This window comes from Rhodococcus sp. MPR-R1B (assembly GCF_058793255.1).
Map to the genome: position 1 here is coordinate 34,166 of NZ_JBXAFO010000014.1, position 14,154 is coordinate 48,319.

General features: G+C 64.3%; 10 protein-coding genes. 8 read left to right on the plus strand and 2 right to left on the minus strand.

Annotated elements, in window-relative coordinates; translation table 11 throughout:
- Positions 1-12: 12 nt before the first annotated feature.
- The 3 genes from AC1Q61_RS19710 to AC1Q61_RS19720 are packed head-to-tail and all read left to right on the plus strand — an operon-like array spanning position 13 to position 3,588.
- Positions 13-636, plus strand: a complete 624-nt coding sequence (locus tag AC1Q61_RS19710) for a TetR/AcrR family transcriptional regulator (RefSeq protein ID WP_042924289.1) — start codon at positions 13-15, stop codon at positions 634-636.
- Positions 620-2,257, plus strand: coding sequence for an acyl-CoA dehydrogenase family protein (locus AC1Q61_RS19715; protein ID WP_215516213.1), 1,638 nt, complete (start codon positions 620-622; stop codon positions 2,255-2,257). Before AC1Q61_RS19710 ends, AC1Q61_RS19715 begins: the two co-directional genes overlap by 17 nt.
- 23 nt (positions 2,258-2,280) lie before the next feature.
- Positions 2,281-3,588 carry an MFS transporter gene (locus AC1Q61_RS19720; RefSeq protein WP_007729119.1) on the plus strand — a complete coding sequence of 436 codons (1,308 nt, stop codon included), beginning with the start codon at positions 2,281-2,283 and terminating at the stop codon, positions 3,586-3,588.
- On the opposite strand, the gene AC1Q61_RS19725 is transcribed toward AC1Q61_RS19720, so the two are convergent.
- On the minus strand, positions 3,572-5,023 hold the full coding sequence (locus tag AC1Q61_RS19725; RefSeq protein WP_003942535.1) for a CCA tRNA nucleotidyltransferase: 1,452 nt from the start codon (positions 5,021-5,023) through the stop codon (positions 3,572-3,574). The two genes, AC1Q61_RS19720 and AC1Q61_RS19725, sit on opposite strands and share 17 nt — an antisense overlap.
- A gap of 111 nt (positions 5,024-5,134) precedes the next feature.
- Between AC1Q61_RS19725 and AC1Q61_RS19730 the strand changes: the two genes are divergently transcribed.
- Genes AC1Q61_RS19730 through AC1Q61_RS19750 form a run of 5 tightly spaced genes read left to right on the plus strand, consistent with a single transcriptional unit; the run spans position 5,135 to position 13,521 of the window.
- Entirely contained in the window at positions 5,135-5,707 is a 573-nt protein-coding gene (locus AC1Q61_RS19730) for an NUDIX hydrolase (RefSeq protein ID WP_030537486.1), read from the plus strand.
- The gene (locus AC1Q61_RS19735) at positions 5,704-8,058 is read left to right on the plus strand and encodes a DUF6049 family protein (RefSeq protein WP_007729124.1); all 2,355 of its coding nucleotides are present in this window, start codon (positions 5,704-5,706) and stop codon (positions 8,056-8,058) included. The genes AC1Q61_RS19730 and AC1Q61_RS19735 overlap by 4 nt, the downstream gene beginning before the upstream one ends.
- Positions 8,055-12,077 (plus strand): murein biosynthesis integral membrane protein MurJ, encoded by a 4,023-nt coding sequence (locus AC1Q61_RS19740; protein WP_215516215.1) that lies wholly within the window; start codon positions 8,055-8,057, stop codon positions 12,075-12,077. The genes AC1Q61_RS19735 and AC1Q61_RS19740 overlap by 4 nt, the downstream gene beginning before the upstream one ends.
- A 47-nt stretch (positions 12,078-12,124) precedes the next feature.
- Positions 12,125-12,751, plus strand: coding sequence for an RNA polymerase sigma factor SigM (sigM, locus tag AC1Q61_RS19745; protein ID WP_215516216.1), 627 nt, complete (start codon positions 12,125-12,127; stop codon positions 12,749-12,751).
- Between the two features lie 53 nt (positions 12,752-12,804).
- Positions 12,805-13,521, plus strand: coding sequence for an RsmA family anti-sigma factor (locus AC1Q61_RS19750; RefSeq protein WP_215516217.1), 717 nt, complete (start codon positions 12,805-12,807; stop codon positions 13,519-13,521).
- Positions 13,522-13,530: 9 nt separating this feature from the next.
- On the opposite strand, the gene AC1Q61_RS19755 is transcribed toward AC1Q61_RS19750, so the two are convergent.
- The gene (locus AC1Q61_RS19755; RefSeq protein WP_042920755.1) at positions 13,531-14,097 is read right to left on the minus strand and encodes a helix-turn-helix domain-containing protein; all 567 of its coding nucleotides are present in this window, start codon (positions 14,095-14,097) and stop codon (positions 13,531-13,533) included.
- Positions 14,098-14,154 lie beyond the last annotated feature (57 nt).

Here is a 14,154-nt window from a genome sequence, read left to right on the forward strand (position 1 = left end):
TCACTTCTTCACATGGCCTATCGCCGCACTCCGGCAGTACAGGAAAGATTGGACGCACAACGCGCCCGGCTGCTCGAGGCCGCCACGACGGCAGTGGCAACCCACGGCTATGCGGGATGTTCCATCGCCGCGGTGGCCAAGAACGCCGGCGTCGGCACCGGGACGCTGTATCGACATTTCGACGGCAAGGGCGAATTGTTCGCCGAAGTGTTCCAATCAGTCTGCAGCCGTGAGGTATCCGCAGCTCGGGACGCCGGAGACAGCGCCCGACATCTGGAAGGCAACCACCGCTCCGCTGTATCAGCGTCGGTTCGGACCTTCGCCGAACGTGCCATGCGCGCACCGGTTCTCGCCTATGCACTGCTGGTGGAACCGGTAGATCCTCTCGTCGACGAACAGCGGTTGATGTTTCGCGAATCGTTCCGCGATTGCCTGGCCACCGCAATTCGCTCAGCAGTCGAATCCGGTGAGATACCGCCACAGGACGCCACTCTGACGGCAGCGTGCATCGTCGGGGCAATCGGCGAGGCCCTGATCCTTCCACTGCGCGGCGGTACCACCGATCCCGCTGCGATCGACGCCATTCTCGCCTTCACCCTTCGATCGTTAGGGAGCTTCGATGACACCCACGCATGAAGTCACCAATCAGGTTCCGCCCCTGATCGATTACGACGCAGCCGAATACGCGCCGATCCTCGAGGCACTACACCGCGAAGGAGCATCGGACGCACTCGAGGGGGTTCATCGCGTCGGGATCCGCGCCGGCAGTGCTCAGGCCCAGGAGTGGGGCGATCTGGCCGAGGAGCACCCACCTGTTCTGAGAACCCACGACCGCTACGGCAACCGCATCGACGAGGTCCGTTACGACCCCGCCTATCACCAACTCATGAGCACCGCAGTGGAATTGGGACTGCACGGCGCTCCGTGGGTTGACCCGAATCCACACGCACACCTCGTCCGCGCCGCGAAGATGGCCGTGTGGGGTCAAACCGATGCCGGCCACGGCTGTCCTATCTCCATGACGTACGCCGTGATCCCCGCGCTGCGGCACAACACGGATCTGGCCGCGCAGTACGAACCCCTCCTGACCACGCGGCACTACGATTCGGCGCTGAAAGCTCCCCTCACCAAACCCGGATTGATCGCCGGTATGTCGATGACGGAAAAGCAGGGCGGTTCGGATGTTCGTGCCGGAACCACAAGGGCAGTGCCACAATCCGACGGCAGCTACCTGCTGACGGGCCACAAGTGGTTCACCTCCGCGCCGATGTCGGACGTGTTCCTCGTCCTCGCCCAGGCACCGGGTGGTCTGTCGTGCTTCTTCCTGCCTCGGGTCCTGCCGGACGGCTCGCTCAACAACATGTACCTGCAACGCTTGAAGGACAAGTTGGGCAATCATTCCAACGCGAGTAGTGAGGTCGAGTACCGCGACGCTCTCGCGTGGATGGTCGGCGAGGAAGGCCGGGGCGTGCGCACCATCATCGAGATGGTCAACATGACCCGGTTGGACTGCACGATCGGCACGGCCACCGGCATGCGCGTCGGCACCATGCAGGCAGTTCACCACGCGAATCATCGAAGTGCTTTCGGCGCCAACCTGATCGACCAACCCTTGATGCGAAACGTTCTGGCAGATCTGGCGGTGGAATCGGAAGCGTCGACCACCGTCGCGATGTGGCTGGCCGCTCTGACCGACCGCGCAACCGCAGGCGATGCCCACGCCAGCGCACTACGACGCATTTCGTTGGCCGTGAGTAAGTACTTCGTCTGCAAGCGCGGACCGATCCACGCTGCCGAGGCACTCGAGTGTCTGGGCGGAAACGGATACGTGGAGGAATCCCGGATGCCGCGCCTCTATCGCGAGGCTCCGCTGCTTTCGGTGTGGGAGGGTTCCGGCAACGTCGCGGCGCTCGACACACTGCGGGCGATGGCCAAGCAACCCGAAACACTGCAGGTGTTCTTCGACGAGCTGAAACGAGCCAGTGGAGTGGACGGCCACTTCGATCAGGCCGTGCGGGATCTCCAGGTGGCATTCGGCGATTTCGACGACATCGAATACCGGGCACGAAAGATCGTCGGCGACATGGCGCTCGCTCTGCAGGCCTCGCTGTTGCTCCGCTACGGGCACCCCGCGGTGGCCGACGCGTTCTGCGCGAGTCGGCTCGGAAACAGCTGGGGGAGTGTGTTCGGAACGCTGCCGAGGGGCGTCGACGTCGCGCCGATCCTCGAGCGGGCCACCGTCAAGATCGGCGCCTGACCCACCCACTACAGTTTCCGCTTATGAACCGAGCCTCGAACCGCCGCGAGGCCTGGCAGCGCGTACTGCACACCCTGCGTGAATCACCCGGCCTCGGAAGGCTGGCGCTCGTCCGCTTTTCCAGCCAGTTCGGCGACGGAATGTTCCAGGCCGCGCTCGGCGGCGCAATCCTCTTCAACCCGGAACGCGAAACCGATCCGGTGGCGATAGCGGCCGGCTTTGCCGTACTGCTCCTTCCTTATTCGGTGATCGGCCCCTTTGCCGGCGCTCTGCTGGATCGTTGGGACCGCCGCCTGGTGCTCCTGTGGGCGAGCGTGCTCCGCGGGCTCTTCATCCTGACCACTGCGGTGCTGCTGGTCGCCGGCGGCGGTGACACTCTGTTGTTGACCTGTGCGCTTGCTGCAATCGGAGTCAGTCGCTTCGTCGGGGCAGGCGTATCCGCAGCCCTGCCGAAGGTCGTCCGACAATCGTGGCTGGTGGCAACCAATTCCGTTCTCACAACGGCTGGTTCGGTGGTAGCCGCTCTTGGTGCTTCGGCAGCGGTGGCGATCATCGGCATGATCGGCGCGGGGGATCGAGCGTCAGGCGCCGCCGTGGCCATCGCAGCACTGGGATCGGTGATCGCGGCCCTCGCCGCGGCCAGGTTCACCGCCCGCTCACTTGGTCCGGTCGCCGACGAAGTGGTCCGCGCCAGTGCCGTCCGTTCGGTGACGGCCGGACTGCGCACCGGTGCAACCGCTGTCTGGGAGGCGCCCGGCGTCACCACGGCGATGATCGGAATCGGAGCGCACCGCATCTGCTTCGGCATCAACACCCTCATCATGGTGCTGGTCCTACGCGACACCTCGAACGGCTCCCAATTACCTGGAGGGATGGCCGGATTCGGCGTCGCCGTCGGCGCCACGGCAATCGGAATGCTGATCGCGGCATTGATCACACCGTTCCTCATCCCGCGGATCGGTCGCTCACGGACGATCACCTACGCCCTGGTGTGCGCGGTTCTCGTCCAGCTCGTCTTCGTGACCACGCTGACTCAGGGGTCGCTGCTGATCGCCGCTTTCCTGCTCGGCATCGCCGGCCAGTCCGTGAAACTCAGCGGCGACGCGGCCATGCAGATCGACATCGACGACGACCGTCGTGGTCAGGTATTCGCCCTGCAGGACACCGTGTTCAACGTCGCGTTCATCGGTGCGATCGCGGCAGCGTCGACGGTGATCGCACCCGACGGCAAGAGCGTCGGCCTGGCCGTTGCCGGTGCGGGTGTCTATGCCGCCGGATTGTCAGCGGTGCTGATCAACCGCAAGAAACGAGAAACTAGCCCTGCTGGGTAGCCCACCACTTCAGCAGTTCGGCCTCGGCCTCGTCACGCTCGAGCGGGCCGCGATCCAGACGTAGTTCCTTGAGGAACGTCCATGCCTTGCCCACCTGCGGGCCGGCCGGGATGTTCAGCAGCTCCATGATGGCGTTGCCGTCGAGGTCCGGACGCACCCGAGCGAGGTCTTCCTGCTCCGCGATACGCGCGATCCGCTCTTCGATGTCGTCGTACGTGGCCTGCAGCTGCGCGGCGCGACGCTTGTTGCGTGTGGTGCAGTCGGCCCGCACGAGCTTGTGCAAGCGGGGGAGCAGCTCGCCCGCGTCGGTGACGTACCGCCGCACCGCCGAGTCGGTCCACTGTCCCTTGCCGTAGCCGTGAAAACGCAAGTGCAGGAACACGAGCTGTGAGACGTCGTCGACCATCTGCTTCGAGAACTTCAGTGCCCGCATGCGCTTGCGCACCAGCTTGGCGCCGACCACCTCGTGGTGGTGGAAGCTGACCCCACCGCCAGGCTCGTTACGCTTGGTATCCGGCTTTCCGATGTCGTGAAGCAGTGCTGCCCAACGCAATACAAGGTCCGGATCGCCTTCTTCGAGATCGATCGCCTGCTGGAGCACCGTGAGGGAGTGCTGGTAGACGTCCTTGTGCTGGTGATGCTCGTCGATCTCGAGCTTCATCTGCGGAACCTCGGGCAGCACGTATGCAGCCAGTCCGGAGTCGACCATCATGTTGATGCCGTCCACCGGGTACATGCCCAGCATCAGTTTGTTCAGCTCCACCTGCACACGCTCGGCGGTGATTCGCTCGATCTGCGACGCCATCTCCTTGATGGCCTCGAAAACACGATTGTTCAACGTGAAACCAAGCTGCGAGACGAACCGGGCAGCACGCAGCATCCGCAGCGGATCGTCGTTGAACGAGTTTTCCGGCGCCGACGGCGTATCGAGCTCTCCGGCCAACAGCGCGTCCATGCCGTTCAGCGGATCGACAAACGTGTAGGAACCGTCCGCGCCGATCTTCATCGCCATCGCGTTGACGGTGAAATCGCGGCGCACCAGATCGTCGGCCAACGTCGTGCCGTACTCGACTATCGGATTACGAGAGACGCGATCGTAAGCGTCGGCCCGGAAGGTCGTGATCTCGATCTCCTGGCCGTGCTTGATGGCGCTGATGGTCCCGAACTCGATGCCCGTGTCCCACTGCTTGTCCACCCAGCCCTTGAGCAGAGCCTGAACCTTCTCCGGCCTGGCGTCCGTCGTGAAGTCCAGATCGCCACTGAAGCGGCCGAGGATCGCGTCGCGAACACTGCCACCCACCAGGAACAGCTCGTGACCGGCCGCAGCAAAACGCTCACCGAGCGGGTTCAACACGTCGGACAACGTGCCGAGCGTTGCAGTGGCGTCGGCAAGCAGTCGTAGGCGGCGATCAGCGTCGGAGGTAGGGACAGTCACGTGAAAGGAGCTTACTTAAGGTGCGCAAATAGCAGAACGCGCATACGAACGCGATAGACCGCTTTGCGCGGGTTACCGGGCAACGCTGCAACGCCAACTAGTATCGATGAGGTGTCTGGTGCCGAACGAACAAACAGGAGTCGCCGCAACCCGCGGCGTCGACCTGCCGTCGGCAACCCCGATAAACCTTTGATGCGAACCGTCCGTGAAACTTCTGCGGGCGGCTTGGTCGTCGACGGCTGGGGAGGACCCCCGGAACGCCTCTGCGCTGCACTGATCGGCCGAACCGACCGCCGCGGACGCCTGCTCTGGTCGCTACCGAAGGGCCATATCGAACAAGGTGAGACCGCTGAGCAGACCGCGATGCGTGAGGTCGAAGAAGAAACCGGTATCCAGGGAACCGTCCTGGCACCGCTGGGCAGCATCGACTACTGGTTCGTGACCGAAGGTCGACGCGTCCACAAGACCGTGCACCACTATCTCCTCCGCTTTCTCGGCGGTGAACTCTCCGACGAGGACATCGAGGTCACCGAAGTCGCTTGGGTGCCGCTGACGGAATTGCACTCGCGCCTCGCATACGCCGACGAGCGCAAACTCGCAGAACTCGCGTCCCAGATGATCGCCGAGATGCCGCGAACGGAAATACGGCAAGAACAGCGCCCGAAGGAACCGGACGCCGGATGAGAATGGCACTGCGGCGGGCCGGTGTGGCCGCTCTGGTGATGGCCGCTGTCGGTTTCGGGCCTGCAACGACGGCCGTCGCATGGGCAGCGCCGTCCAGCCAGCCCAGTGAGCGCGCCCCGGCGCGAAACACCAACGATGCCAAATTTCTGCAGCTGACCATCGACTCCACCGCACCGACCACGGTGACGACCACCAGCGACCGCAACGTCGTGGTCAAGGGGACGGTGAAGAACGTCGGTGACCGTCCCGTCGAGGACGTCGGAGTGAGGCTGCAACGCGCTCCCGCGATCGACTCCAGTTCGGACGTGCGCGCAGCACTCGACTTCGACCAGGCCGTTTTCGACACGGTCGGCGAATTCGACACCGTTGCCACCACCCTCGACACCGGCCAGTCCAAGCAGTTCACGCTCACCTTGCCGTTGCGGAGCACTACCGGGTTGTCTCTCGACATCACCGAACCGGGCGTCTACCCGATGCTCGTCAACGTGAACGGCACCCCGGAGTACGGCGGTGCCGCCCGACTCGACGACGCACGCTTCTTGCTCCCCGTCCTCGGTGTGCCGGCCGCAGCCGAATCGAACGCCACAGCCGGAACCCCCAGTTCGTCCGCCACGGCCGTCGTTCCCCCCGACACGTCCGCCCCGATCGGCGTCACGCTCATGTGGCCGCTGGCCGACGCGCCACGACTCGTCGGCGGAATACCCGGCGCGGTCAACGAGCCCGTACGCCTGATCGACGACGAACTCGCCACCGAACTTTCCGACGGCGGGCGCCTGGACGCGTTGGTCGATGCGGTGGAGAACGCCACCAAGCCCGAGAGCGACACCGATCGCCGCGTCACGGATGCGCTCTGTCTGGCAATCGACCCCGACCTTCTGATCACCGTCGAGAACATGACTCGCGGATACCTCGTGGCCGACAACTCGTCAGATCCCACCGGACCGTCGCACGAAGGCCGCGGCAGCGACGCCGCCAACCAGTGGCTCGGCCGGGTGAAGACCCTCGCGTCCTCGATGTGCACGACGGCGGTTCCGTTCGCCCAGGCCGATCTCGCCGCGGTCACCTCGGTGGCCAATCCGGAGTTGACGGCTACCGCGCTCACACGGCCGGCGGACATCGTCGACAACATCCTCGGCGTGACCTCACTGCGAGATTTCGTCTGGCCGGATTCGGGTGTCCTCGACTCGGCCACCGCAGAGGTGCTGAGCGTGAATCCCACCACAGCGATGGTGGCTGACACTTCCGTCGACTCGGCAGCTCCGCAGCTGTCGTCGCGGATAACCGGCTCACTCGACGCGCTTGCCTTCGACACCTCGGCGGCAGCGGCGCTGGCCGCCACCGGCTCGGAGCCGCAGGTCCCGTCGTACATTCCCGACGACACCGCGCCGACCATCGACATCGAATCGCGCAGCGCCCGGCGTCAGGACGCGCTGGGGGCGATGGCCTGGGCCGCGCTGACGCCGACGTCGCTGCCGCGCAATCAGATCTTCGCGCCGCCGCAACTGTGGACCGCCGACAGCAACGACGCCACGGCGGTGCTCTCGATGCTCGCGACCCTCATCCGGTCCGGGCTCGCCTCACCTCAGGCCCTGCCGGCACTGCTCGGCAGGCAACCGGGCGCGACGGACGCCGCCACTCTCGACTACCCGGACCGGGCTACCCAGGACGGTCCGCAAACGTCCGTCGTCGAGACCGCAACCACCCAACTTCCGCGTATCGACGGGCTCGAAGCTTCGCTCGTGGACGATCCGGCGGCTTCGCTCACCCCCCGGGGATTCACGGCGCCGCTCCGCGAAGATCTACTCCGTTCGATGACCTTGGCCGATCGCCGCAACGTCGACTCCGCGTCGGTCAATCGGGCGGAGCGGGCCGCGACCATCCGCGCCGACAACGTCACCGAAGCCGTCGACGGGATGTACCGGGCCGTCAGTGTGGTGTCTCCGGGCGGCGTCTACACCCTCGCGTCGGGGCAGAGTCCGCTCCTGCTGGTGGCGCGCAACGAGCTGCCCATCGCCATCAACGTCGACCTGCGTGTGGAAGCCCCACCCGAGATGCAGATCAGTGACATCGGTCCCAAACAGCTTCCGCCGCGAGGTAGCCGACAGTTGACTGTGCCCGCGGAAATGAACGATTCTCGCAAGCTGGAAGTCAACTTCTCGCTGACCACGACAGATGGCCGCCAATTGGGTACGCCGACCAGCGTGACCGTACGGTCGAATGCGTACGGTCGTCCCCTGGCCGCCGTGACGGCGACAGCGGGAGGGTTGCTGCTGTTCCTGGCAGGGCGACGGCTGTGGCATCGATTCAAGGGTCAGCCGGACCCAGCAGATGAAGGGTACGAACGCTCATGACCGGGAATCCACCCGAGGAGGGTCGCCGCTCGGCGATCACCCGCAAGAGTGCCACGACCCGTTCGCATCCTCGGATGCCACCGTGGGAGCGCGGTTACCCGATCCAGCCGGTCAACCCGGACGCACGTTTCGACGACGCACCCACCATGACCATCCCGGTGATCCGCGACTACCCCCGGTACCGCGAAGCCGAGATGGAATTCGCCGACCGGCAGACGACCACGTCGGACGAGTTCGACACCGACGCCCATGTCCAGGTCGGGGAACGCAAGGAGACGAACTCTCGACTCCTCGCGGCAACGGGTTCCATCGCGATCGCGACGCTGACTAGCCGCATCACGGGATTCGCCAAGCAGTTGATGATCCTGATGGTCCTCGGTCCGGCCATCGCCAGCTCGTTCACCGTCGCCAGCCAGATTCCGAACATGATCGCGGAGCTCGTCTTGGGCGCCGTTCTGACCGCGATCGTCGTCCCCGTGCTGGTCCGCGCCGAGCGGGAGGACGCCGATCACGGCGAAGCGTTTGTCCGACGCCTCTTCACGGCGTCGCTCGTCCTACTGGGCATGGCCGCGCTGCTCGCGACCCTGGCAGCACCCGTACTCACCAAATACGTCTTCCTGTCCGAAGACGGCAAAGTCAGCACCGACCTGACCACGGCGCTGTCTTATCTGCTTCTGCCGGCAATCCTGTTCTACGGGCTGTCGGCGCTGTTCACAGCGTTTCTGAACACCAGACAGATCTTCAAGCCCGGAGCCTGGGCTCCCGTACTCAACAATGTCGTCGTCCTCGTGGTGCTCGTGGTCTATCGCCTGACTCCGGGTGAGATCTCGCTTGATCCGGTCTCGATGGGCGATGCAAAGCTGCTCACCCTCGGCATCGGCATCACCATCGGCGTCATCGTGCAGGCAGCCAGCCTGATCCCCGCGCTTCGCCGCGAGAAGATCTCGCTCAAGCCGCTGTGGGGTCTCGACGACCGCCTGCGCCAGTTCGGCGGCATGGCCGTCGCCATCGTCTTGTACGTCCTGATCAGCCAGATGGGCATGATCTTCGCGACCAAGATCTCCTCCCACGCCGACGAAGCCGGCCCTGCCATCTACAGCCAGGCCTGGTTGCTCCTGCAGCTCCCGTACGGCGTGCTCGGAGTGACGGTTCTGACGGCGATCATGCCGCGCCTGAGCCGCAACGCTGCTGCCGACGACACCCCGGCAGTCGTGGACGATCTGTCGGTCGCAACGCGTCTGACCATGATCACGCTGGTTCCGATCATCATGTTCCTGACCTTCATGGGTCCGCAGGTCGGTGAAGCGCTCTACGGTTACGGCCGCTTCGGACCCGAACAGGCCGAACGACTCGGCACCGCCGTGAGCTGGTCGGCATTCACGTTGATTCCGTACGCGCTGGTCCTGATCCAACTTCGAGTGTTCTACGCCCGCGAACAGGCCTGGACGCCGACGTGGATCGTTCTCGGCATCACTGCAGTGAAAATCGCTTTCTCGGCGCTCGCTCCGGTCTTCGCATCCAACAGCGATCAGGTCGTGATCCTGCTCGGTGCGGCCAACGGTCTCGGATACATCACCGGCGCCGTCATCGGCGGGTACCTCCTGCACCGCAGCCTCGGAAACCTGCAGATGGCCAACGTGGGCAAGACAGTCTGGTCCGTCGTACTCGCCTCGCTGGCCGGTTCGCTGACCATGCTCGCGGTCGACCGCGTCCTCGGATTCGATCAACTCACCGAGCGTTTCGGCGGACCCGGCTCGATGGTTCGCGTCGCCGTCGGCGGCATCCTGATGCTCGCGATCACCTTCACGATTCTCTACTTCAAGAAGGTTCCGGAAGTCCTGTCGGTAACGGTTGCGGTCTCCCGCAAGATTCGTTCACTGACAGGTCGCGCCGAACCGGACACACGTAACAACACCGACGACGACGTCACCGAGCTGATTCCTGCAATCAGAACGGAATCAAACGAGCAAGAACGACCGGGTGCGCTCCCGTACCCTGGTCGTGGGCGTACAGGATCGCAACCCGCGCGTATTCGGGGACGGGCTATCGATGGAGAAGGAGCGAGGGTGAGCGACGACAACGTTTCCGGCAACAAGAGTGCCGGGACTTCTGCCGTGAAAGCGTCCGAACAGAAGTCAACGGCATCGTCGGGCACACCTGCATCCACGAGTTCCTCCGCATCTGCCGGCCAGAAGCCACAGCAGGGTCAGAAACCACAGCAGCCCGCACAGCGACCGCAGCAGGGCCAAAGCCCGCAGGGTCAGAAGCCGCAGCCGCCGGTGCAGAAGGCCGCTCCGCCGGTACCTCCGGTCAGTGTGTCCAAGGCACCTTCGGCGCCCGTGTCGAAGACACCTTCAGCACCTGTCTCGAAGACACCCGCGCCGAAGACGCCTGCTCCGGACAAGAAGGCACCCGAATCTCAGAAGACGGCTGCCGCTCAGACACCACCGCCCGCTGCACCTCGCACACCTTCCGCCGGATCCGCATCACGACCGGCCCAGCGACCGATGCCACGTGGACCGAAGCTCATTCCCGGCGCCTCTGTCGCCGGCGGACGCTACCGTCTGCTCGCGCCGCACGGCGGAACCCGCGGACTGCAGTTCTGGGAAGCTCTCGACGTCAAGCTCGACCGTGAAGTAGCCCTGACGTTCGTCGACGCCGATCAGCGCGGTGACGACGACAGCCAGTCCGGACCGCAGGCAGTTCTCTCACGCACTCTGCGCCTGGGACGAATCAACTCGCCCGGTCTGGCTCGCGTCCTCGACGTCGTCCGCGGAAGCTCGGGCGGCATCGTCGTCGCCGAATGGACTCCCGGCCGTTCGCTGCGTGAGATGGCCGAGACGACGCCGTCACCGATCGGTGCAGCCCGCGCCATCCGTGCCCTGGCGGCGGCTGCCGAAGCTGCTCACCGCACCGGCGGTGCGCTGTCCATCGATCACCCGGACCGCGTTCGCATCAGCATCAACGGTGACGCCGTACTGGCGTTCCCGGCGACGCTTGCCGACGCCGATTCCACCAGCGACGTCCGCGGCCTCGGCGCCATGCTGTACTCGCTCATCACGGCTCGCTGGCCGCTGGCCGAACCGTCCGCCGGTCCCGTCGGTGGTTTGCTTCCCGCCGGCCGCGGCGCCGACGGGAACATCGTCGAGCCTCGGGTCGTCCGTCCGGAGGTTCCGTTCGACATCTCGGCCGTTGCGGTTCGAGCGTTGCAGTCGGAGAGTGGAATCCGCACTGCTGCCACCGTGCAGCACATCCTCGATCAGGCGTCCGTCGTCAACGACAAGACGGAAATGATTCCGGCACTTCGTCTCGGCCACCGCGAACAGGGTGCGTCGGGTCATGCACTGAACGACCCCGAAGCCATCGAGGCCGAGAAGAAGAAGTCGACGCGGATGCTCGCGGCACTGACGGCGCTCGGTGTCTTCACCGTGATCGTCCTGATTCTCCTTGTGGTGTGGGTAGCGAGCTTCCTCTCGGGTGGCAGTAACGACACCCCGCTCAGCGAGCAGAGTTTCGGACTGACCACCGAAGCCACTGCGCCCGAGAACAATTCACCGGCGCCCGCACCGGCGGCAGCAACCGTTCCGGTAGCTTCCTCGGCCGTAACGGTGTTCTCACCCCAGGGAACGCCGGATCAGCCGGCAACAGCGAAGAACGCCATCGACGGCAATCCGGCCACCGCATGGTCGTCGGATTCGTACTTCCAGCCGTTCCCGTCGCTGAAGAACGGTGTCGGCCTGATGGTGACGCTTGCCGATGCCGCCAACCTGAAGAACGTTGCGATCACGTCTGATTCGCCGGGAACCGTCGTTGAAATCCGTTCTGCCCCTTCTGCGAATACTTCGCTGGATCAGACCAAGGAAATCGGATCGGGTGTCCTGAAGAACGGCGTGACCGACATTCCAGTCACGTCGGACGGCTCGGGTCAGTATGTCCTGGTTTGGATTACGCAGCTCAGCACCGAATCCGGACAAAACCAGACATCCATCTCGGAGATTGCATTCACTGCTGCAAAGTGATCGCCCTTGGCCCTTCTGAAACCTACCGACTGGGCTAATATCCGCCCGTGCACAGTTATCGGGGGGGCACCGGGGGCGGAGCCGGAAAATTCGAATCCAGAAGTTTCGAGAACAAGAATCTCGAGGCGACGGATTTCGAATTGTTGACCGCTCATGTCGAGGGCGATCGGCATGCGTTCCGTGAACTACTGACCAGGCATCAGGATCATCTATGGCACGTTGCCCGGCGTACGAGCTACTCGGACGAGGACGCGGCAGACGCACTCCAGGAGGGTCTGCTCTCCGCGCACCGCAAGGCAGCGAAGTTCCGCGGCGACGCGGCGGTGCGTAGTTGGCTCCACACCATCGTGGTCAATGCCTGCCTCGACCGGATCCGACGCAACAAATCACGGGCGGCGTTCTCTTTGTCTTCGGAGAACGCGGAGGAACCCCGCGATCACCGCGACTATGCGGCGGCAGTGGACATGAGCCTCACCGTCGAACAGGCACTGGCATCGCTGCCGCCTGAGCAGCGTGCTGCCGTCGTCGCCGTCGATGTCGAGGGGTATCCGGTAGCCGAGGCCGCCGAGAGGTTGGGAGTGCCCGTAGGGACCGTGAAGAGTCGCTGCGCCCGCGCGCGCAAGCGTCTCGCCGCCCAGTTGGAGGACTTTCGCGAAGGCGGGAACCATTCGTGAACCGGCCGCGTCCTATCTTGTAAGGGTCCGCACCGACTGCCGAGGGAGGGTTCATGACAGATCCGTCTGTTCGCGTTCCGTCGCCTCCGTTTTCGGAAGACCTACTCGCAGATCTTCACGCCGGGGTTCTCGATTCCGAAACCAGTGCGGCTCTGTGGCCGGTGGTACACGCAGACCCTGACGCCCATGCATTTGTCACCGCCCTTGACGGCGTCACGGCATCACTCGCGACACTGAACTCGAGCAAGGCCACTCACGAACGGATTCCGAATTCGCTTGCCGAGCGAATCAATTCGGCACTGGATCGACAGTCAGAACAGCTGGAGCCGCCAGCTGAGGCAGCTGTCGTGCCGTTCCGGCGGCGCCCACAAGCGTGGGTTCTCGGTGCCGCAGCAGCCGTGTTGGTAGCCTTCGTGATCGTTGTTGTCGGAACCCGAGATTCCGAACCTGCCGAAAGTGTTGTCGCTCAACCGAGCACACCGGCGACGTCTGCTGTCGACGATCCGGATTCGGCGTCTCTGCTCTCACTCGTCGGATCCAAAAACCTTGGACCACTGGATGATCCATCCAAACTTGCCGGATGCCTACGCGCCAACGGCATCGACGAGGGCCGGCCTTTGCTCGGTTCCGGCGAGATTCGCATCGACGGGGCGCCGGCGATAGTCCTACTCTTCACGGGATCGCAGCCGCGTCAGATCACTGCACTGACTGTCGGCATCAACTGCAGCGACGGGAATCCGAATACGTTGTCGGTCAAGAACATCGGCTGACGTCGACGGTCAGCGCGGCGATGCCGCCGGGAGTAAGAGTTCGAGGATTCTCCCACGCAATGCGTCCGTATCATCCTCGACCGCTATCAGACTCGAAAACATCGCTGCCCCGGCCGCCAATACCAGCACGGCCTTGGCATCGAGCAGTGCCGATTCAGGATCTTCGGCGTTCTGAAGGAACAGTTGCGTACTCGGTCCACTGAACCCGCGCCACAATTCGTTGCGCAGGTCGTCGTGGTCGCGCAGGGCCGCCAGCAATCCTGGCGACGCGGCGCGAACCTCGGGACGGGAGAAGAGCTGAGCACTTCCCTCCACCACCCAACGGATCCAGCCGTCGCGATCGGTGCCCTCGAACGGTGTCAGGTCCGGTGTCGCCCCCAGGATCGACCCGAGAACAAGATGTGCCTTCGACGGCCATCGCCGCGACATCGAGGCTCGGCTGACCCCTGCCCGTGCCGCGATCGCCCGGAGACTGAGTTGATCCCAACCGACCTCGAGGAGCATCGCTCGGGTGACCTCGAGGACTGTGTCGTCGATGCGTGGGTCTCGTGGGCGACCTGATCCTGTGGCATTCATCGTGTCGAATTGTCGGACAGATTGGGAGTAGGCGCTATATCGTCGTAGTTACGAGTC

What these genes read in the sequence shown, in the direction of transcription:
- AC1Q61_RS19710 (WP_042924289.1), top strand. Translation starts at nt 13, where the DNA reads ATGGCCTATCGCCGCACTCCGGCAGTACAGGAAAGATTGGACGCACAA.
- AC1Q61_RS19735 (WP_007729124.1), top strand. Translation starts at nt 5,704, where the DNA reads ATGAGAATGGCACTGCGGCGGGCCGGTGTGGCCGCTCTGGTGATGGCC.
- AC1Q61_RS19750 (WP_215516217.1), top strand. Translation starts at nt 12,805, where the DNA reads ATGACAGATCCGTCTGTTCGCGTTCCGTCGCCTCCGTTTTCGGAAGAC.
- AC1Q61_RS19740 (WP_215516215.1), top strand. Translation starts at nt 8,055, where the DNA reads ATGACCGGGAATCCACCCGAGGAGGGTCGCCGCTCGGCGATCACCCGC.
- AC1Q61_RS19755 (WP_042920755.1), bottom strand. Translation starts at nt 14,097, where the DNA reads ATGAATGCCACAGGATCAGGTCGCCCACGAGACCCACGCATCGACGAC.
- AC1Q61_RS19715 (WP_215516213.1), top strand. Translation starts at nt 620, where the DNA reads ATGACACCCACGCATGAAGTCACCAATCAGGTTCCGCCCCTGATCGAT.
- AC1Q61_RS19720 (WP_007729119.1), top strand. Translation starts at nt 2,281, where the DNA reads ATGAACCGAGCCTCGAACCGCCGCGAGGCCTGGCAGCGCGTACTGCAC.